Origin of the sequence: Chryseobacterium phosphatilyticum (genome assembly GCF_002899825.2) — a bacterium.
Classification (GTDB): domain Bacteria; phylum Bacteroidota; class Bacteroidia; order Flavobacteriales; family Weeksellaceae; genus Chryseobacterium; species Chryseobacterium phosphatilyticum.
The window spans coordinates 221,426-240,856 of the sequence record NZ_PPED02000001.1 but is presented as its reverse complement, the minus strand read 5'-3'; the positions used below and the strand labels follow the sequence as shown (position 1 = coordinate 240,856).

Below are 19,431 nucleotides of genomic sequence, written 5' to 3'. Positions count from 1 at the left end.
ATAGGTTATAAATTAGTAGAATGCATATAATATAATTGACTGTTTTGATTGATCAATATATTGGGCAGACTCTTTAAAAGCATTTTCAGAAAGCATGGGGCAACCTAAACTTAAGCAAGCCGGATTTTGAGATTCGTTATCGGGAATACATCCATAAGAATGGAGAACAATTGCCCTCTGCATTGCATTGCTATTTGTAGAATCCAGCCCTTTTAAACGATATGCCTTACCAAATTTCCCGTTATAGCTTTCTCCAATGGCATATTTACCGAGAGAAGATTGATAAGAGCCTTCCACATTACTAAACTGTAAAGCATCTGATCTGGAAATAACAGAACCAGAACCATGAGAAACGACAGCTTTCTGCAGCACTTTATCATTCTTTAAATCATAGATAAAGTAGCGGTACTTTCCGGATGGTATTTTAAAATTAATAAAAACCGCCAGCTGCTGATTATACTCTTTTCCCTTAATGTAATTTCTTACCTCCCCAATCCTTGATTGCGGTATTCCCAAAGTGCTCATCTGCTGAGATTCAGCTTTTGAACAGGAAATGAGAATTATAAAAAGAAAAAGAAAGTATTTCATCATTGACAGGGTTTGTAATTGTTATTCTATGATCATCCCATCTTTCATGACAAGCTTACGGTCTGTAATTTCTGCAAGATTCGGGTTGTGTGTTACAATCACAAAAGTTTGATTGTACTTGTCTCTCAGATCGAAAAACAATCTGTGAAGATCATCTGCATTCTTTGAATCCAGGTTTCCGGTAGGTTCGTCAGCAAAAATAATTTTTGGTGAATTGATTAAAGCTCTTGCTACTGCAACCCTTTGCGCTTCTCCACCAGAAAGCTGGTTAGGTTTATGATTTAATCTCTGTTCAATCTTTAAATCCTCAAATAAAGCGTACGCCTTTTCAATAGCCTCTCTTTCATTAGCTCCAGCAATTCTTGTAGGAAGCAATACATTTTCTAATGCAGTAAACTCCGGAAGAAGCTGATGAAACTGAAATACAAAACCAATATTCTGGTTTCTGAATTTAGACAACTGTTTATCATTCATATTGATAAATGATTCTCCTGCGATTGCTATTTCAGTATCAAATTTACCTGATTGAGTCGGGTGATCCAGTGTTCCTAAAATCTGTAACAATGTAGATTTACCTGCTCCTGACTCTCCAACAATGGATACCACTTCTCCAATTTTGATATGAATATCAACCCCTTTCAGTACTTCTAAATTCCCATAAGATTTATGGATATTTCTTGCTTTAATCATGATTCAAAAATAGTAACATATTGTTGATTTTACAACAGGTTACCCCAACAATATTGATACAAAAACAAAAAACCTCCCGAATTGGGAGGTTTTATTATTTTCATATTAGAAATTACAGTAACAAAGTTAATGGATTCTCTAAGTATGTTCGTAATGTTTGTAAGAATTGAGCACCTGTAGCACCGTCTACTACTCTGTGGTCACATGCCAATGAAAGTTTCATGGTGTTTCCAACTACAATCTGACCATCTTTAACAATTGGCTTTTCGATAATTGCTCCTACTGAAAGGATGGCAGAGTTAGGTTGGTTGATGATACTTGTAAATGTTTCGATTCCGAACATTCCAAGGTTAGAAATAGAGAATGTAGACCCTTCCATTTCATTAGCCTTAAGACCTTTGCTCTTAGCTCTGGAAGCCATATCTTTTACGGCTGCAGAAATCTGAGTGTAAGACATCTGATCTGTATTCTTCAATACAGGAACTACCAATCCGTCAGGAATAGCTACTGCAACCCCCACATTGATATTTCCTCTGTGGATAATCTTATCTCCCGCCCAGCTTGAATTTACCTGAGGGTGTTTTCTTAAAGCAATCGCAGTTGCTTTAATGATCATATCATTGAAAGAAATTTTAGTGTCCGGTAAAGAGTTGATCTCTTTTCTTGCATCAATTGCTTTATCCATATTGATTTCCACCATCAGATAATAGTGAGGCGCAGAGAATTTACTTTCAGAAAGACGTTTTGCAATAATATTTCTTACCTGAGAGTTTGGAGTCTCTGTATCTTCTCCCTGAACAAAGCTTACCGCAACCTGAGCAGCAGCACTTGCAGCCGGAGCTGAAGCAGCTGGTTTGGCAGACGGCTGATAATTTTCGATATCTTTCTTAACGATTCTTCCGTTTTCTCCAGATCCCTGAACACTGTTGATATCAACCCCTTTATCCTGAGCCATTTTCTTAGCTAAAGGAGAGATTGCTACCCTGTCAGAAGATGAAGAATTCGCAACCGGAGCTGTTTTTTCTTCAGTTTTAGTTTCTGTTTTTTGTTCAGCAGGTTTTTCAGACGCCTGAGCAGCAGCTTTTGGCGCTCCTAACGTTGAAATGTCTGTCCCTGCAGGGCCAATAATTGCCAACACAGAATCTACCGGAGCAGCCCCCCCTTCTTCTACACCTTGCTTCAATAATACTCCGTTAAATTCAGATTCAAAATCCTGAACTGCTTTATCTGTTTCAATTTCGGCAAGAAGATCACCTTCTTTTACTGTATCACCAACATTTTTGTGCCATTTAGCCACCTTACCTTCTGTCATTGTATCAGAAAGTCTTGGCATCGTAATCACTTCTACTCCTGCCGGAACTTCTGCAGAAGCCGGTTCAGCAACAACCTGAGGTTCAGCTTTAGGTTGTTCTTCTGATTTTTTTTCTTCAGTACCTGCACCGGGAGCAGCTGCTCCACCTGTTAATCCTGAAATATCTTCTCCTTCATTACCGATAATTGCCAAAACAGAGTCTACAGCAGCAGCACCTCCTTCTTCTACACCAATGTATAAAAGAGTACCTTCTACTTCAGATTCGAAATCCTGAACTGCTTTGTCAGTTTCAATTTCAGCTAAAATATCTCCTTCTTTTACTTTATCTCCTACTTTTTTATGCCATTTCGCCACTTTCCCTTCCGTCATAGTGTCCGAAAGGCGGGGCATCGTAATCACTTCTGCCATAATTTATTTTAATTTGAAAATTTAGCAATTTGAAAATCTGAAAATTAAAAAAGGATGGATTATCATCTCATTTCCAAGTTTTCAAATTGTCAAATTAACTCATTATCGTTTAGTTTTCTAATTTGTCTAGGAATGGATAATTTTCCTGAGCATATACATACTCATAAATTTTTTCAGCCTCAGGATAAGGAGAGTTTTCCATGAATTCGATACATTCATCAACGAAATCTCTTGATTTGTTATCCATAGTTTCCAATTCAGCTTCTGTAGCCCATCCGTTTTCAAGAATTCTATGTTTCACCAATTCAATTGGGTCATCATTTTTATGAATAGCTACTTCTTCTTTGGATCTGTATGGCTCAGCATCAGACATAGAGTGTCCTCTGTAACGGTAGGTTCTTGCTTCGATGAACGTTGGCCCATCTCCTCTTCTTGCTCTTTCAATCGCTTCGTAAGCAGCTTCAGCTACTTTCTCCGGATCCATTGCATCTACGGCAAGGCAAGGCATTTCATATCCTAATCCTAATTTATAGATATCTTCGTGGTTGGCTGTTCTTTTTACAGAAGTTCCCATCGCATACTGGTTGTTTTCTACAACAAATACTACAGGAAGCTTCCAGTTCATTGCCATGTTGAATGTTTCATGTAAAGAACCTTGTCTGGCAGCACCGTCTCCGAAGAAACAAATGTTTACCGCTTTTCTGTCGAAATACTTATCTGCAAAAGCAATACCTGCTCCCAAAGGAATTTGTCCTCCTACAATCCCATGTCCTCCATAGAAACGGTGTTCTTTACTGAAAATGTGCATAGACCCACCCATACCTCCGGATGTTCCGGTAGCTTTACCACAAAGTTCAGCCATGATTCTTTTAGGATCTACTCCCATCGCCATTGGATGGATGTGGCATCTGTAAGCAGTAATCATACTGTCTTTGGTTAAATCCATTGCATGTGTGAATCCGGCAGGGATTGCTTCCTGCCCGTTATACAAATGTAAAAACCCTCTGATCTTTTGTTTTAGATAAAGAGAACGGCATTTGTCTTCAAACCTTCTCCACATTGTCATATCTTCATACCACTTCAGGTATACCTCTTTAGAAAATTCTTTCATGTGTTAGCTCTTGCTTTTTTATTATGAAATAGTTGAGCAAAATTATGAAAAAAACTTTGTTTTTATTGTATGCATAAGTAACTTTTCGATTTTTCTGTAAAATCTACTTGCAGGCCGAATGGATTATTATTAATTTTCGACCCTTCAAAAAGATTGTACAGCAAGATCCTTCTTCATGTTTTCATATTGGCATATATAAAGAATCTACCTGTCTGTACGGATTCTCTGGAATAATGAATAATACTCTAACATCAAAAACACATTCAATTTTATTCCCTTCTTCTTTTATCTTTAATTATCGTTAACATATCTTTTGGTTATTTCAATAGGTTCTTTTGTGGTGAAAATTCTGTTAATTTCAGAGTCCGGTCTTCAATAGTATTAACAAAATTGCCATGCAGCTTCGCAGTTTCCGCTTTAATTTTCTTCCATTCCCTGTCTGACATAAACCCTTCCCATGCTGTTTTCATAGAAACTTCATCTTTTCATTCAAGCAAATAAACAAATTCAGTTTTTTCATTCACCTCTGCTTCCCAAATAGCTACTATTGTAAAACCATACTTTTTCATTAATCTAAGGGCATGATCTTTAACCTATCCAGAAAAACCTGTCTGTTTTCTTTGGGGATTTCATAAATTCTTAGTTGATGAACAGGAAGTTTCACAGGAGAAAACTCTGTTTCAGGGAACTTTTGTCCGAAGCCAGTACCGGACAGAATAATCAAGAAAATGGCAATTAGTTCTTTCATGGTATTATTACATTTATCCCTTTATACAAGATAAATAAAATTAAAAATTTCATGACAATATATAAGCATGGTAAAAGATTTTATTTCTAAAGTGTCATTAATATTTCAGTACGCCAGCTTCATTGGTTTTTTGGGGTTATAATCTTATATTTGACCTTTAAACTTGAATATGGAAGAAAAACAGTCTTCATTGTTACACAAAACTTCGAAAGTCATTTCCGACTTTTTTAACCCTCTTGTTTCTTTGGTTATCTTTTTTATATATATGAGTAGTAAAGAATATACCCTGAAAGATTCTCTTCTCTATTTTCTTCCTGTATTATTAATGATTATTACTCCTACTGTTATCTGGCTGGTATGGAATGTAAAAACAGGAAGATATACCAATATGGATGTATCGAACAGGGTTCAGAGAAAAACACTTTACCTTTTTATCGCTGCCTGTGTTATTGCTTACCTGGTCTTTCATTATATAAGGAATGGTTATGTTGATCTGGTGATGCTGTTTATTTTAATCCTTCTTTTCGCCCTTCAGATCAGCAATCTTTTTATTAAAAGTTCAATGCACACCGCATTTAATATATTTGTTGCCGCATTATTTTTCACATTAGACTGGAAAATGGGTCTGGTATGGCTGGGAATAGCTATTTTGGTTGGTATTACCAGAATTATCTTGAAAAGACATACCGTAAAAGAGGTATTTATGGGCGCTGGAATAGCTTTTATGGTATCTTTTATATATCTTTATTGCAATATTCAATTTCAACATTAAGAAATTCTATGAAAATCAATCATCTTACTGCCGCAGAAGAAAACTTTATGAAGCTGTTTTGGAAAATGGAATCTTTCTATCTGAAGGACGTTATGGAACAGCATCCGGAACCAAAACCGCACCAGAATACGGTTTCTACCTATCTGAAAATATTAGTTGAAAAAGGTTATTTGTCCACTGTAAAAGAAGGGAGAATCTTTAAATATACAGTTATTGTTCCTTTTGAAAATTATAAAAAGTTTCTGTTAAAGGAACTTTCGCACAATTTCTTTAATAATTCAGGAAAAGAAATTCTTGAGTTTCTCTTTAACGAAAAGTTAGTAACGCAGAATGATTTAAAAGGGTATTTCGATCTTAAAATAGAAATTAAGCCGACTAAACCTGTAAAAATTGAAGAACCGAAGTTCGAAATCGCGGAAGAAATTTTAAATCCGAAAAAAGAGAAGAAAACCAAGACAAAAGAAAAAGAGAAAGACAAGGAGAAGGATAAAAAGAAGAAGAAAAAGAAAGAATAAATCATAGAAACACCAAATCATGAAAACAAAATTTCAGGAAACTTTAAGCCGGACCAATGAAGTCATTTTCCGTTATCCTGTCGTTCTGGTAATGGCTATATTAGCTTCTGTCGGGGCAATTTGTATGATTGAAACCAGCTATCAGTCTGATCTGTTTATTACCTATTCAAAATTTACCATTTGTACCAGTCTTGGAATTTCTTTGATGTTTGCATTAAAAATGCTTTCACAGAGAGTAGGTAAAGAACTTCTGTTACAAATATCAGGAGTTGCCTTTCTTATCGGTTTTTACAATATTCTTCCGGGCAAACAAAGTGATTTTACAGAAGACTATTCCTATCTCATTATCGTTATGGCGATTCTGATGCACTTATTAGTTTCTTTCATTCCATTTTTACAAAAAAATAAAGAACTGGGATTTTGGCAATACAACAAAAACCTTTTTATCAATATTTTCCTCACAGGGGTATTTACAGGGGTTTTAACCGGTGGTGTAGAACTTGCCATTTTAGCCATTGATAAGCTTTTTGATTTCCATTTTAATGATAAACTGTATAGAGATACATTTTTTGTCCTTGCCATCTTCGGAAGCTCTTTTATCTTTCTTTTGTTCAATGACAAAGGACTATCCAATTTGGAAAAAGACGGAACATACCCGGTTATATTAAAGTTTTTCACTCAGTTTATTTTAATCCCATTATTATTAATCTATGTAGTTATTCTTTATTTCTACTCATTTAAAATTCTGATGAACTGGCAACTTCCAAGAGGCTGGGTTTCATATCTGATTTTAGCATATAGTATAGTGGGAATTTTAGCGTTACTTCTCGTTCATCCATTAAAGGAAGAAAATGCTAAATCATGGGTTAAAATATTTTCTAAAGCATTTTATTATACCATCCTTCCTTTGATAGCGCTGCTTTTCATCGCTATTTTCACAAGAATTCTAGAGTACGGATATACAGAGCCAAGATATTTTGTACTCCTTCTGGCTCTATGGTTACTAAGTATTGTAATCTATTTTGTTTTCAATAAAAAGGCCACTATAAAATTTATTCCGGTCAGCTTATTCCTGTTTGGCACTTTTGCCTTGATTTTCCCTTATTTAAATGCCTTTAGTGTAGCCAAGAGAAGTCAAAGATCAGAGCTGTTAAAAGTATTAAATCAACAACAGCTATTACATGAGGGTACTATAAACTTTCAAAAGAAAATTACTGATACCGTAAGAGATGAAATAGCTGGTAAATTCGAGTTTCTGGCTGAAAGAAAACAGACTGAATTTATACTTAATATGCTCAGCAAAAAAGACAAGGTTGATTTGAAAAAAAATATTGATAAAGGGAGCTTTTACACCATCCGATATGATATTCAGGGAAAGTTTACCAATGTACATAAGACGTCAAAAAATAATTCTTATGAGACAGAGCGACTTGTGATTCTTTCTGAGCAACAAGCCATCAAAATTGATGATTATCAATATTTCTTCAATGTATCCGGCTATAATCAGGAATCACAAAAACTCAATGACGATCAATTTAAAATAATAGATCAGCTTACTGAAAAATCTTCATTCAAGATCGTGCTCAATAACAAAGATGAAATAAATGCAGGACCTATGATCATGAAACTTTTTGAGGAAAATAAAGGTAAAACCGGAACCATACATGTACCTGATATTACCATGGAAGATGATCTTGGAAAATACCATATCAGGATTATTATGAAACAAATTACAAAAGAGAGAGATACCTATAACCATAGAGATAATATCTATTGCGGAGACGTCTATATATTAGTCAAACTGAAATAAAAAAAGAGCTGTTTCAATATTTGAAACAGCTCTTTTTTTATCTATTAAGAACTAAGTCTTTTACATTTGACTTTACTTCTCAGTACAAAGTATATTGCAAACATCAAAAGTTTCATCATACTTCATAAAAAAAGCGGCTAAAAGCCGCTTCATATTTTTACCAACGATTTCCGCCTCCGCCTCGGTTGTTACCACCAAAGCCTCCGCCTCTATTGTTGTTGTTACCATAACCTCCACCTCTGTTGTTATCGAAGCTTCTTCTTGGCTTCTCTTCTCTTGGTTTAGCTTCAGATACATTCAAAGCTTTTCCGTTGAATTCCTTTTGGTTAAGAGCCTCAATAGCCTGCTGTCCTTCTTCATCACCCATTTCTATGAAACCGAAACCTCTGGAACGACCAGTTTCTCTGTCTGTAACGATTTTGGCAGATGCTACATCTCCAAATTCTGCGAATAGATCGTGCAACTCATACTCTTTAGTTGCGTAATTGATGTTTGAAACAAAAATGTTCATTTTAAATAAATTAAAAAATTAATAAAAATTTGGTATATAAAAGAAAAGCAACATAAATTAATGAACAAATATTGATTCCAAATATAAACGTATGCAAGATACAATTAAAAACTTCAAATCAAAGCTTTTTTTAACTATTTCTCTCATTATGTTGAATTGACAAAATCGTATTAATTGAAAAAAAGCAAAAATTTATTGTTTTACAATAAATTTTTATTGATATTTGCGTAAACAAAATACATTAATATGAAAACACAAAAAATTTTATCTATCTTGAACGTTATTGTCTGGATCATCTTTATTGGCTCATGTATAAAAGCAGGTGCACTTACCTTTACCTTTATAATAACAATTGTTAACCCGGAGGGAGCAAAGAATCTTTATGAGGGATTAAACTTGTACGAACTCTATCAGTACAATACAAATTCTTACAAATCAATGATGTCTTTTATTATTTTCCTGGCAGGATATAAAGCCTATCTTGCATTTCTGGTTATTCAGATTTTTCAGAGATTAAATCTAACAGCTCCTTTCAGCGAAATGATCATGCAGCTTATTATCAAAATCAGTTACTCGGCGTTGGCTATTGGTCTCCTTTCTGTAATTGCTACTTCTTACAGTGAAGACTTTATTAAAAAAGGAGTGCCATTAAGTAACACATACGATTTTATAGGTTCAGGAGCCGAGTATTTGTTTTTTGGAGGAATCATTTTTATCATTGCACAGGTATTTAAGAGAGGAATAGAAATACAATCCGAAAACGATTTAACGATATAGATTATGCCGATTATAGTAAACTTAGATGTGATTATGGCGAAAAGAAAAATGTCATTGAATGAGCTCTCCGAAAAAGTAGACCTTACACTTTCCAATCTCTCTATTTTAAAAACCGGCAAAGCAAAGGCTGTTCGCTTTAGCACTCTTGAAGCTATTTGTAAAGCACTCGACTGCCAGCCGGGAGAAATTTTAGAATATAAAGAATAATACATCCCAAAAAATGGATCTTTGTGATTCAGATTTTTTATCCATGCTTTATTGATATGACACAGCACACCACCAATTACACCAATACCTTCATAGAAGTTGCAGAAGACTGCCCTGTCACTCAGGCAAAAATACCTCCTGAGAAAAAAGAAAAGACGCTGGCAAGTCTTCAATATGAAAAAATCAGTAAGCATCCTTACGCCTACTCCTCTGATGATATCATCTTTGAATGCTATGCGATAAAAAATGACATTTCTGAGAACGAAAAAGAAAAAGAAAGAGAAAAGTTCTTTTCCAGGGGACAGGCATGCCTTCGTTCTTCACCTTTAACAAAAAGATACGGATTTGGGATCTACCATAATCCGGAAGGAAAAGTAGGTCTGGTTCCTGTAGAGAGTGAAGACTATCAAAAGTTCTTAAAAGATCATTCTGTCAAAAAAACAAAAGCAATGCGTTCCAAAAGAAAATGATCGAGAAAATGCATAATTCTTTTCAGATCATTAAATACGATTCTTTTGATAACACCAGGTTTTAACACTAAATTTGCAGTACAAATTATTAAGATATATGAACTACCATACAAGAAAATGGGTAAAACCAGAAGATTTAAATCCTAATCACTCTCTTTTCGGAGGAAGACTTTTACAATGGATCGATGAAGAAGCAGCTTTGTATGCCATCATTCAGTTGGAAAACACAAAAGTAGTTACAAAGTTTATCTCTGAAATCAACTTTGTAAGCTCAGCCAAACAAGGAGATATTATAGAAATCGGAATTGAGGCCACCCATTTTGGTTCCTCTTCAATCACCTTAAAATGTGACGTCCGAAACAAAATGACCCATCAGACTATTATTACAGTTGACAGAATCGTAATGGTTAATCTTGATGCCGATGGCAACCCTTCTCCCCATGGTAAAACACAGATCGAATTTGTAAAAGACAGGCTAAACAACGGAGCATGAAGATCTTTATAAAGAACATGGTCTGCAACAGATGCATTGCTGCTGTTGAAAACATCTTTAATACAGCCCATGTAAAAACAACTTCTGTCATATTGGGAGAAGCAGAAACCGATTCCAATGTTCCTGATGAAAAGATGCAGCTTATTGAAAATCGCCTCCTTGAAAGCGGCTTTGAAAGAATCATGGATTCTGCTCATCAACTTATTGAAAAAATAAAAAAACTCATTATTATAAAAGTAAGTGAACTTGATATTGATGAAGACTTTTTACTTTCAGAGTTTTTGAGCTCAAAACTACATAAGGATTATAGTTCCCTTTCCAAAACTTTCTCGCAAAACGAGAATGTCACATTAGAACAATTTTTCATTTTACAAAAAATTGAAAAAGTGAAAGAACTCCTTTTATATAATGAATTCAACCTTACCGAAATTGCGGGAAAACTGGGCTATAAAAGTGTTCAGCATCTATCCTCCCAATTCCGTAACGTGACCGGATTCACGCCCACTGAATTCAAAAAACTAAAAGATCATCATAGAAAACCACTGGACAGCCTTTAATCTATTCGAAATAACAGAAAGTTGGAGCGTGCGCGTATTTGAAATGTAAGAATATCGACTATTACAACATTCATCAATACCCATTCGCTTCAACACTCTAATACCCTCCAGTCCTTCAACTCAAATACACTCCAACTTAATTTTATAACTATTATCCTTAAATTTATAACAACATTAAAGCTCCGTTTTGGAACTTTGTAGTATAAATTTAGAATCATGGAACGACAGTATAAAATACTCGGAATGACCTGCTCAGGCTGTCAGAAAAAGATCTCCAATCAACTGAATACGATACCAGGTGTTCAGGCTGATGTGAATCTTGAAAATAATACAGCAACCATTACTTCAGATCATGAAGTAGCACTTATTACACTGAACGATGCATTAGAAGAAATAGGAAAATACAAACTTGAGGATCCTAACAACCCCGAAAAGGCTTTTGTGAAACCTCAGGATCGCGTATCTCCGTCATCTGTATATTATTGCCCGATGGAATGTGAAGGTGAAAAAGTATATTTCAAACAAGGACAAAGATGTCCGGAATGCAATATGTATCTGGTTCCTATTGAAGAAAAACTAGAGAAAGACCCTCATCACAAACCCACCTATTCCTCAACTCACCTTCCGGTAATCTTTAAAGACAGCATCGGAAAATACTATTGTCCGATGTTTTGCGAAGGAGATAAGGTGTATGATGAAAAGAGTGATTGTCCCGTATGTCATATGCATTTGGAAGAAATCACCGAAGATCTCGTAAAAAATGCAGATGTAAGCCATTCACATTCACATTCACATTCACATTCACATTCACATGCTCACCACCATCATCATCATGAAGCTCCTAAAGTTACTGATGACATGGCTGGAAGATACTATTGCCCCATGTACTGTGAAGGAGATAAAACTTATGATTCCAACGTAGGTTGTCCTGTTTGCGGGATGGATCTTGTAAAATATCCGGAAAAGAAAACTGCAAAATACAGCTGTCCCATGCACCCGGAAATTATTCGTGATGAACCGGGAAGCTGTCCTATTTGCGGAATGGATCTCGTTAGAATACCAGACAACAGTGACGATGATGACGATGAAACGTATACTATTTTAAAAAGAAAATTCCTCATTTCATTGGCGTTTACCATTCCCGTCTTTATACTTTCTATGGGCGGTATGTTGATCAACTTTCCGTTTTCACATCAGACTCAAGGCTTTATAGAGCTGGCATTGACACTTCCTGTCATGTTTTATTCAGGATGGTTCTTACTGAAAAGAGGTTGGATTTCTTTTAAAACCTGGAATCTGAATATGTTCAGCCTTATTGCATTAGGAGTAGCAGCAGCATTTATATTCAGTATTGTAGCATTAGCTTTTCCGGACATCATTCCGCACGAAATCCGTGGTCATAACCATGAAATACCTTTATATTTTGAGGCAGTCTGTGTGATTCTCACTCTGGTGATTTTAGGTCAATTGATGGAAGCGGCTGCTCATAAAAAAACAGGTAATGCCATTAAAGAATTAATGAATCTTTCACCGGATGAAGCCAACCTTATTGTAAATGGTGAAGAAAAGAAAGTTTTGCTTTCTCAGGTAAAAATCGGAGATCTTCTGAAAGTAAAACCTGGTGAAAAAATTCCCGTTGACGGAAAAATTACAGAAGGTAACTCAATTGTAGACGAAAGTATGATTACCGGAGAACCCGTTCCGGTTGAAAAAACTGTTGATGACAAAGTTTCTTCCGGAACCATTAACGGTAATCAGGTGTTCATTATGAAAGCTGAAAAAGTAGGAGATGAAACCCTTCTTTCACAGATTATCAAAATGGTCAACGAAGCCAGCCGAAGCAAAGCTCCTATTCAAAAATTAACAGATAAAGTTTCAAAAGTATTTGTTCCCGTGGTGATCCTTATTGCGGCTCTTACGTTTATTTCGTGGCAGTTTTTCGGGCCTGAAGGAAAAAGAAGCTTATTCGCTTTTGTAAATGCTGTTGCCGTGTTAATTGTAGCATGTCCATGCGCTCTGGGACTGGCAACTCCAATGTCATTAATGGTTGGAATTGGTAAAGGAGCCAAAAACGGTATTCTTATCAAAAATGCTGAAGCTTTAGAACAAATGAATAAAGTAAATGTTTTAATCACCGACAAAACAGGAACTTTAACAGAAGGAAAACCATCTGTAGAATATATTGAATCAGTAAATTATGAAGATAAGAATGAGATTTTAAAACTGGCTTACTCACTGAATCAAAATTCTGAACACCCTCTTTCAAATGCTGTGATCAAAAGAGCTAAGGACGAAAATATCACTTCTGAAAAGGTAGAACAGTTTGAAAACATTTCAGGGAAAGGAGTAAAAGGTAACATCAACGGCAGAATTGCGTATCTTGGAAACGAAAGTCTGCTGATTTCTCATCAAATTGTTATTCCGGAAGATTTAAAGCAAAAAGCAGTAGAGGTACAATCTAAGGCTCATACCATCTCTTATATTGCTCAGGACAAAAATGTATTAGGATTTATCAGTTTTACGGATAAAATCAAAGAAAGCTCCAAAAAAGCAGTTAAACAACTGATGAGTGAAGGAATTGACGTGATCATGATGACAGGGGACAATGAGCATACTGCAAAAGCAGTTGCCAATGAACTTGGAATACAACATTTCAAAGCCAATTGTCTTCCTGAAGATAAACTGAATGAGGTCAAAAAACTTCAACAGCAAGGAAAGATAGTTGCCATGACAGGAGACGGAATCAATGACTCTCCTGCCCTTGCACAGTCTGACGTAGGTATTGCTATGGGAACAGGAACAGATGTCGCGATTGAAAGTGCAGAAATTACCTTACTCAAAGGAGATATTCTAGGCGTCGCAAAAGCTAAATTATTAAGTGAGAAACTTCTTAGAAACATTAAAGAAAATCTGTTCTTTGCATTCATTTATAATGTACTGGGAGTCCCAATTGCGGCAGGATTATTGTATCCATTCTTTGGAATTCTCTTGTCACCAATGATTGCTGCTGCAGCCATGAGTTTTAGCTCTCTGTCAGTAATCCTGAATTCCTTAAGATTAAACTCAGTAGATTTGGATATAAAATAATTCTCATGAAAAAAGAAAATCTTTACATAGGATGTTCAGGATTTTATAATAACGACTGGAAAGGGTCTTTATATCCTGAAAATGCTCAAAGTAAAGATTTTCTTTCTTTATATGCAAACGTTTTTAATACCGTTGAGATCAACTCTACATTTTACAGGAAACCAACTGCAAAGACCCTTTTAAAGTGGTATCAAGAAACTCCTGACACCTTCAGATTTTTCATTAAAATTCCCAAAACAATTACTCACCAAAACCGCCTTTCAGATTCAAAAAAAGAAATTACTGAATTTTGTATTTATATTCAAAATCACCTGAAAGATAAACTTTCCGGCTTCTTGTATCAGTTTCCTCCTTCTTTTGAAAGCGGTGAGGAAAATATTGAAAGAATTATCAAAAACATAGACAATAATTTTCTTAATGTTATTGAATTTCGGAATCAATCATGGTGGCAAAAGGAGATATTTAATCTTTTAAAAAGTATGAATATCATTTTTTCGGGGGTAAGTTTTCCGGGTCCCCTTCCTGAAGACATTATTATCAACAACCCTGAAACACTTTACTACAGACTTCACGGCACCCCAACACTTTACAAATCTTCTTACAACACAGGTTTTATTGATCATTTGGCGGAACAAATCAAAGGTACTACGCAAAAAGCTTTTATTTTCTTTAATAATACCTGGGGAACATCAGCAATCAACAATGCCTTATATTTAAAAAACATTTTAGAATAATGATCACAGATTGATTTGATAAAATAAAATAATTCTTCAAATCAGAAAAAATAGCAAAACATCAATATATATAGAAAATTACTATGATTTTAACATTTATAAATGTTAAAAACCAAAGATCCGGGCATTATCAATTTGCAATCAACAAATTCATAAAAAATTCCCTTATTATAAAGTTCTTAAAATAATCTTAAAAAGAAAAAAAGGGAGCAATATGGCATATATTTTGTTAACATTCGATTGTTATTTTTAACGATTTTTAACAAATAAAACGCCATTAATTTTTATGAAAAAAAATTTTGCGGGAAAGTCAAAAAATATGACTTTTCTCGGGATGTTTGCATTGATGAGTGCAACTTCATTTTTATTGAACAGCTGTAACTTCAAGAATGATGTGAATGAAAAACTGAATTCACAGGAACATCCTGCCGCAGAAGCAGTCCCCAAGATGGATGATGAAGAAGTAGATCCGGACAAAAGAGTCATCTACCTAACCTTTGATGACGGCCCTAATCAGGGTACAGAAAACCTTTTAAAAATCCTGAATAAAAGAAACGTATGTGCCACCGCCTTTCTGGTAGGAAAACATGCGTATGGAAGCACCAAACAAAAAAATGATTTTAAACTTTTAAAAGAAAATCCGCTGATTGAGCTTGCCAATCATAGTTTTTCTCATGCTCACAACAAATACTCAGATTTTTATAAAAATACTGATGCCGTTGTGCATGATTTCGACATTGCCAAAGACAGTTTAAAACTTACTGATAAAATTGCAAGAACTCCGGGCAGAAATATCTGGAGACTCAATACTATTAACGTGACCGATATTAAAAGCTCTGCCTCTGCCGCCAACGGGCTTAAAAATGCCGGATATAAGGTAATCGGTTGGGATCTTGAATGGAGACCATCCCAGAAAATGACTTTAAAGGGCAGCCATGAAGCCATGCTGAAAAAAGTAGACAGCATCTTCCTGAATGATCTGGAAAAAACTTCAAGACACCTTGTCTTTCTTACCCATGATCAATACCTTAGAGACACTGATTCCATCAACGAACTTGATCTGTTTATTGAGAAATTGCAAAAAACAAACAAATTTGTTTTCAGAAAGATTTCGCAATATCCGAAGATCAATGAAGTTTTGAATTAATTGTATTGTAAAAAGGATAAGGTAAAATGTATCCAAGACTGGCAACTGTCAAGTAATTTTCGGAAATTTGCACGTATGAGTATTAAAGAAAACTATCAGACTATAAAAAATCAACTTCCTGACCCTATTCAGTTGGTTGCTGTATCCAAAACACATCCGGTTTCAGCTATTGAGGAAGTGTACGGTTTTGGACAAAGAGTATTTGGAGAAAACAAAGTTCAGGAATTGATGGAAAAATCGCCCCTGCTTCCCAAAGATATCCAATGGCATCTGATTGGTCATTTACAAACAAACAAAGTTAAATATATAGCTCCTTTTATCGATACGATACAAAGTGTAGATTCTGAAAAATTATTAGCTGAAATCAATAAAGAAGCAGGCAAAAATAACAGAGTGATCAATGTTTTACTACAGGTAAAAATTGCCGCTGAAGACACCAAATTCGGGCTTGAAATTCAGGAGGCAAAACATATTTTCCAACAATACCTCGAAGGAAAATTTCCTCATATAGAAATGACCGGATTGATGGGAATGGCTACTTTTACTGACGACGAACAACAGGTTACACAAGAATTTTTAACTTTAAAAGAGCTTTTTGATGAATTAAATCAACTAAAACCTTTAAAAACATTATCAATGGGAATGAGTGATGATTTCCCGATTGCTATTGAATGTGGAGCCAACTCTGTAAGAGTTGGATCTGCGATTTTTGGCAGAAGAGATTATTCAAAATAGAATTTTTAGGTACGATTTTTGCTAATAATTGAAACAAAAAATTTAAATTTGCGACTATGCAAAAAATCCTTATAGTAGAAGACGAAAAAGCAATATCGGGAGTACTTCACAGTATTCTTTCTGATGAACTTACAGATTATGAATTTGTTATCGCCGAAGACGGCCTTGAAGGCTACAAGCAGGTAGAGAAAGAAGATTTCGCTCTGGTGATTTCTGATATCAAAATGCCTAAACTTTCAGGAACTGAGCTCTTAAAGCAAAGTCTTGTATTGAAGCCTGAAACAACTTTTATCATGATCTCGGGTCACGCAGACATCGATTCCGCTGTTTCCTGCTTGAAAGAGGGTGCATATGACTTTATCTCTAAGCCTATTGACATCAACAGACTGATCACCAGCGTAAAAAATGCTCTGGTTAAGGAAACGTTGAAAAAAGAAAACAAAAACCTTCAGACAGAAAATAAAACGCTAAAGAAAAAGGTAAATAAAAAATACCAGATGATCGGTACCTCTCCTGCTCTGCAGAAAATTCAGGACATGATCGAAAAGGTAGCTGTTTCTGATGCAAGAGTTTTAATCACAGGGCCTAATGGTGCAGGAAAAGAATTAGTGGCTCATGCTATTCACAATCAAAGCGAGCGTGCAAGAGGACCAATGATTGAAGTGAACTGTGCGGCGATTCCGTCTGAGCTTATTGAATCTGAACTTTTCGGACACGTAAAAGGATCTTTTACAGGTGCTATTAAGGATAAGCAAGGGAAATTCGAACAGGCAAGCGGAGGAACAATCTTCCTTGATGAAATTGGAGATATGAGCCTTATCGCTCAGGCAAAAGTATTAAGAGCCCTTCAGGAAAGCAAAGTATCTCCTGTTGGAAGCGATAAAGAGATTAAAGTTGACGTGAGAGTAATTGCGGCAACCAATAAAAATATGCAGAAGGAGATTGAAGAAGGAAAATTCAGAGAAGATCTTTACCACAGACTTTCTGTAATTGAAATTTATGTTCCGCCATTGGATGAAAGAAAAGAAGACATCAAATTGTTGGTTGAGCATTTCTCAGGTATGATTGCTGATGAGCATGGTACTGCAGTGAAAAAGTTTGATGATAAAGCTATTGATGCTTTAAAAGCTCTTTCGTGGACTGGGAACATCAGAGAATTAAGGAATGTTGTTGAGAGATTAATTATTCTTGGTGGAAACACTGTTTCTGAAAGTGACGTTGCAAGTTTTGTAAGGAAATAATACATTATTATTTACAATATTTATAAAAATTTGCAGTACTCACTGCAAATTTTTTTTTGCCTTATTTACAGTATAAACTATATGAATCTTAAAATATTATGAACTTTTTAAACAAAAACTACACAAAAGAATGCCTGACTTTGGCTCTGCCTGTTATGCTAACCCAGGTGGGGCAGGTTTCGGTCAACTTATTTGACAATATCATTGTCGGACAACTTTTGGGAGCTGATGCGCTGGCATCTGTTTCATTGGGGAATGCAGTATTCTTCTCCATATTTGTGTTAGCACTGGGATTTTCATTTGCGATCCCTCCCCTGGTTTCGGAAGCACATTCAAGACAGGATCATGATACCATCAATTCTGTATTCAGCCATGGTTTTGTAATCAATATGTCGGTGGGAGTTATTCTTATGGCGATCCTCTTGCTGGGAATGCCTCTACTCTATCATTCCGGTCAGCCGGCAAAGATCATTCCAGATACCGTAAGCTTCTTAAGTATTATGGTGGTGAGTATGATTCCTTTTATGGCTTTCCAGACGCTTCGTGAGGTTTCTGAAGGCTTATCCTATACCATAGGGGTGACCAAGGCGACTATTATTGCCAACATTATCAATATTGCCTTAAACTATGTGTTTATCAAAGGTCTTTGGGGAATACCTCCCATGGGAGTCAAAGGATCTGCTCTGGCCACTTTGATTTCCAGAATTTTCATGGTTGTTTTCCTTTATTTTGTTTTAGTTAAAGAAGAAAGAACCAGACGTTATATTAAAGATTTCTCATTGAAAATGCAGAATTTCTCTAAGAAGATGTTCGATAAAATGGTAAAACTAGGACTACCAACCGCTTTACAGATGTTCTTTGAAGTAACGGCATTTGCCGGAGCTGCATTTATATGTGGTTTGATTTCTGCTCATGATATTGCATCTCATCAGATTGCTTTAAGTATGGCTTCATTTACATTCAACCTTTGCGTTGGATTTAGTGTCGCTTCTACCGTAATGATTGGAAGAAAACTGGGTGAGCAGAACTTTGTTGAACTCCGAAAAGTAGGAATCAACAATTTGAAGATTGCCTTTATCTTCATGTGTATCTGTGGATTGGTATTCATTCTGGGAAGAAACATATTACCTACTTTCTTCACCAAAAAAGAAGAGGTTGAAGTCATTACGCTGGCATCAAAACTAATGATTATTGCTGCTTTATTCCAGCTTTCAGATGGTATACAGGTAACCGCTTTAGGGATGTTGAGAGGATTGCAGGATGTGAAAATACCTTCCATTTACACTTTTATTGCATATTGGGTCATCACGATTCCTTTAGGTTATTTCTTCTGTGTAACATTGGAAATGGGAGCATTCGGAATGTGGATCGCTCTCGGATTAGGATTAACAATATCCGCCGTATTCCTTGTTAAACGATTCTTGAATATGTCCGCAAAAAGAATTAAGCAGAATGTACAGGTAAAAACACCGTAAACAAATTAACGCAGAGCTTTGTTCTGCGTTTTTTTATTTATTT

The 19,431-nt window shown here is 35.5% G+C and carries 21 protein-coding genes; 14 read left to right on the top strand and 7 right to left on the bottom strand.

Going from position 1 to position 19,431, the window contains the following annotated elements; all coding sequences use genetic code 11:
* Positions 1 to 12: 12 nt before the first annotated feature.
* From C1631_RS01085 to C1631_RS24315, 6 genes are all read right to left on the bottom strand, one after another.
* Complete coding sequence (locus C1631_RS01085; RefSeq protein WP_109709855.1) at positions 13 to 591, bottom strand: murein L,D-transpeptidase catalytic domain-containing protein; 579 nt, start codon at positions 589 to 591, stop codon at positions 13 to 15.
* A gap of 18 nt (positions 592 to 609) precedes the next feature.
* Entirely contained in the window at positions 610 to 1,278 is a 669-nt protein-coding gene (locus C1631_RS01080; protein WP_109709853.1) for an ABC transporter ATP-binding protein, read from the bottom strand.
* Between the two features lie 112 nt (positions 1,279 to 1,390).
* A complete protein-coding gene (locus tag C1631_RS01075) occupies positions 1,391 to 2,998 on the bottom strand; it encodes a dihydrolipoamide acetyltransferase family protein (protein WP_109709851.1) in 1,608 nt (535 codons plus the stop codon).
* 109 nt (positions 2,999 to 3,107) lie between these two features.
* Complete coding sequence (gene pdhA, locus C1631_RS01070; RefSeq protein WP_109709849.1) at positions 3,108 to 4,109, bottom strand: pyruvate dehydrogenase (acetyl-transferring) E1 component subunit alpha; 1,002 nt, start codon at positions 4,107 to 4,109, stop codon at positions 3,108 to 3,110.
* A 317-nt stretch (positions 4,110 to 4,426) separates the two neighbouring features.
* Positions 4,427 to 4,579: a hypothetical protein gene (locus C1631_RS24320; RefSeq protein WP_228440949.1), complete on the bottom strand. Its 153-nt coding sequence runs from the start codon at positions 4,577 to 4,579 to the stop codon at positions 4,427 to 4,429.
* A gap of 98 nt (positions 4,580 to 4,677) precedes the next feature.
* Complete coding sequence (locus C1631_RS24315) at positions 4,678 to 4,857, bottom strand: hypothetical protein (protein WP_228440946.1); 180 nt, start codon at positions 4,855 to 4,857, stop codon at positions 4,678 to 4,680.
* 169 nt (positions 4,858 to 5,026) lie between these two features.
* On the opposite strand from C1631_RS24315, the gene C1631_RS01060 reads away from it, so the two are divergent.
* The 3 genes from C1631_RS01060 to C1631_RS01050 are packed head-to-tail and all read left to right on the top strand — an operon-like array spanning position 5,027 to position 7,954.
* Positions 5,027 to 5,629 (top strand): phosphatase PAP2 family protein, encoded by a 603-nt coding sequence (locus C1631_RS01060; RefSeq protein WP_109709847.1) that lies wholly within the window; start codon positions 5,027 to 5,029, stop codon positions 5,627 to 5,629.
* A gap of 8 nt (positions 5,630 to 5,637) precedes the next feature.
* Positions 5,638 to 6,144, top strand: coding sequence for a BlaI/MecI/CopY family transcriptional regulator (locus C1631_RS01055; protein ID WP_109709845.1), 507 nt, complete (start codon positions 5,638 to 5,640; stop codon positions 6,142 to 6,144).
* Between the two features lie 19 nt (positions 6,145 to 6,163).
* The gene (locus C1631_RS01050) at positions 6,164 to 7,954 is read left to right on the top strand and encodes a DUF4153 domain-containing protein (RefSeq protein WP_103249344.1); all 1,791 of its coding nucleotides are present in this window, start codon (positions 6,164 to 6,166) and stop codon (positions 7,952 to 7,954) included.
* A 157-nt stretch (positions 7,955 to 8,111) separates the two neighbouring features.
* Here C1631_RS01050 and rbp read toward each other — a convergent pair whose 3' ends face one another.
* Entirely contained in the window at positions 8,112 to 8,465 is a 354-nt protein-coding gene (gene rbp, locus C1631_RS01045; RefSeq protein WP_103249345.1) for an RNA-binding regulator, read from the bottom strand.
* A gap of 246 nt (positions 8,466 to 8,711) precedes the next feature.
* On the opposite strand from rbp, the gene C1631_RS01040 reads away from it, so the two are divergent.
* The 11 genes from C1631_RS01040 (at position 8,712) to C1631_RS00990 (ending at position 19,388) form a co-directional block, all read left to right on the top strand.
* Positions 8,712 to 9,242, top strand: a complete 531-nt coding sequence (locus tag C1631_RS01040; RefSeq protein WP_103249346.1) for a DUF2975 domain-containing protein — start codon at positions 8,712 to 8,714, stop codon at positions 9,240 to 9,242.
* A gap of 3 nt (positions 9,243 to 9,245) precedes the next feature.
* Entirely contained in the window at positions 9,246 to 9,449 is a 204-nt protein-coding gene (locus C1631_RS01035) for a helix-turn-helix domain-containing protein (RefSeq protein WP_027375204.1), read from the top strand.
* 23 nt (positions 9,450 to 9,472) lie between these two features.
* On the top strand, positions 9,473 to 9,919 hold the full coding sequence (locus C1631_RS01030; RefSeq protein ID WP_228440943.1) for a DUF6157 family protein: 447 nt from the start codon (positions 9,473 to 9,475) through the stop codon (positions 9,917 to 9,919).
* A gap of 97 nt (positions 9,920 to 10,016) precedes the next feature.
* On the top strand, positions 10,017 to 10,412 hold the full coding sequence (locus C1631_RS01025; protein WP_109709841.1) for an acyl-CoA thioesterase: 396 nt from the start codon (positions 10,017 to 10,019) through the stop codon (positions 10,410 to 10,412).
* Positions 10,409 to 10,969, top strand: a complete 561-nt coding sequence (locus C1631_RS01020) for a helix-turn-helix domain-containing protein (RefSeq protein WP_103249471.1) — start codon at positions 10,409 to 10,411, stop codon at positions 10,967 to 10,969. The genes C1631_RS01025 and C1631_RS01020 overlap by 4 nt, the downstream gene beginning before the upstream one ends.
* 216 nt (positions 10,970 to 11,185) lie before the next feature.
* Positions 11,186 to 14,056 carry a heavy metal translocating P-type ATPase gene (locus tag C1631_RS01015; RefSeq protein ID WP_109709840.1) on the top strand — a complete coding sequence of 957 codons (2,871 nt, stop codon included), beginning with the start codon at positions 11,186 to 11,188 and terminating at the stop codon, positions 14,054 to 14,056.
* 5 nt (positions 14,057 to 14,061) lie between these two features.
* Positions 14,062 to 14,790 (top strand): DUF72 domain-containing protein, encoded by a 729-nt coding sequence (locus tag C1631_RS01010; RefSeq protein WP_109709838.1) that lies wholly within the window; start codon positions 14,062 to 14,064, stop codon positions 14,788 to 14,790.
* A gap of 286 nt (positions 14,791 to 15,076) precedes the next feature.
* Complete coding sequence (locus C1631_RS01005) at positions 15,077 to 15,937, top strand: polysaccharide deacetylase family protein (protein WP_109709836.1); 861 nt, start codon at positions 15,077 to 15,079, stop codon at positions 15,935 to 15,937.
* Positions 15,938 to 16,012: 75 nt separating this feature from the next.
* Complete coding sequence (locus C1631_RS01000) at positions 16,013 to 16,672, top strand: YggS family pyridoxal phosphate-dependent enzyme (protein WP_109709834.1); 660 nt, start codon at positions 16,013 to 16,015, stop codon at positions 16,670 to 16,672.
* A 56-nt stretch (positions 16,673 to 16,728) separates the two neighbouring features.
* The gene (locus C1631_RS00995) at positions 16,729 to 17,913 is read left to right on the top strand and encodes a sigma-54-dependent transcriptional regulator (protein ID WP_109709833.1); all 1,185 of its coding nucleotides are present in this window, start codon (positions 16,729 to 16,731) and stop codon (positions 17,911 to 17,913) included.
* Positions 17,914 to 18,011: 98 nt separating this feature from the next.
* Positions 18,012 to 19,388 (top strand): MATE family efflux transporter, encoded by a 1,377-nt coding sequence (locus C1631_RS00990; protein ID WP_109709831.1) that lies wholly within the window; start codon positions 18,012 to 18,014, stop codon positions 19,386 to 19,388.
* The last annotated feature ends 43 nt before the right edge of the window (positions 19,389 to 19,431 follow it).

Bases quoted from the DNA above. Each gene is read 5' to 3' on its own strand.
- C1631_RS01085 (WP_109709855.1), bottom strand. From the start codon at position 591: ATGATGAAATACTTTCTTTTTCTTTTTATAATTCTCATTTCCTGTTCA.
- C1631_RS01080 (WP_109709853.1), bottom strand. From the start codon at position 1,278: ATGATTAAAGCAAGAAATATCCATAAATCTTATGGGAATTTAGAAGTA.
- C1631_RS01075 (WP_109709851.1), bottom strand. From the start codon at position 2,998: ATGGCAGAAGTGATTACGATGCCCCGCCTTTCGGACACTATGACGGAA.
- pdhA (WP_109709849.1), bottom strand. From the start codon at position 4,109: ATGAAAGAATTTTCTAAAGAGGTATACCTGAAGTGGTATGAAGATATG.
- C1631_RS24320 (WP_228440949.1), bottom strand. From the start codon at position 4,579: ATGAAAACAGCATGGGAAGGGTTTATGTCAGACAGGGAATGGAAGAAA.
- C1631_RS24315 (WP_228440946.1), bottom strand. From the start codon at position 4,857: ATGAAAGAACTAATTGCCATTTTCTTGATTATTCTGTCCGGTACTGGC.
- C1631_RS01060 (WP_109709847.1), top strand. From the start codon at position 5,027: ATGGAAGAAAAACAGTCTTCATTGTTACACAAAACTTCGAAAGTCATT.
- C1631_RS01055 (WP_109709845.1), top strand. From the start codon at position 5,638: ATGAAAATCAATCATCTTACTGCCGCAGAAGAAAACTTTATGAAGCTG.
- C1631_RS01050 (WP_103249344.1), top strand. From the start codon at position 6,164: ATGAAAACAAAATTTCAGGAAACTTTAAGCCGGACCAATGAAGTCATT.
- rbp (WP_103249345.1), bottom strand. From the start codon at position 8,465: ATGAACATTTTTGTTTCAAACATCAATTACGCAACTAAAGAGTATGAG.
- C1631_RS01040 (WP_103249346.1), top strand. From the start codon at position 8,712: ATGAAAACACAAAAAATTTTATCTATCTTGAACGTTATTGTCTGGATC.
- C1631_RS01035 (WP_027375204.1), top strand. From the start codon at position 9,246: ATGCCGATTATAGTAAACTTAGATGTGATTATGGCGAAAAGAAAAATG.
- C1631_RS01025 (WP_109709841.1), top strand. From the start codon at position 10,017: ATGAACTACCATACAAGAAAATGGGTAAAACCAGAAGATTTAAATCCT.
- C1631_RS01020 (WP_103249471.1), top strand. From the start codon at position 10,409: ATGAAGATCTTTATAAAGAACATGGTCTGCAACAGATGCATTGCTGCT.
- C1631_RS01015 (WP_109709840.1), top strand. From the start codon at position 11,186: ATGGAACGACAGTATAAAATACTCGGAATGACCTGCTCAGGCTGTCAG.
- C1631_RS01010 (WP_109709838.1), top strand. From the start codon at position 14,062: ATGAAAAAAGAAAATCTTTACATAGGATGTTCAGGATTTTATAATAAC.
- C1631_RS01005 (WP_109709836.1), top strand. From the start codon at position 15,077: ATGAAAAAAAATTTTGCGGGAAAGTCAAAAAATATGACTTTTCTCGGG.
- C1631_RS01000 (WP_109709834.1), top strand. From the start codon at position 16,013: ATGAGTATTAAAGAAAACTATCAGACTATAAAAAATCAACTTCCTGAC.
- C1631_RS00995 (WP_109709833.1), top strand. From the start codon at position 16,729: ATGCAAAAAATCCTTATAGTAGAAGACGAAAAAGCAATATCGGGAGTA.
- C1631_RS00990 (WP_109709831.1), top strand. From the start codon at position 18,012: ATGAACTTTTTAAACAAAAACTACACAAAAGAATGCCTGACTTTGGCT.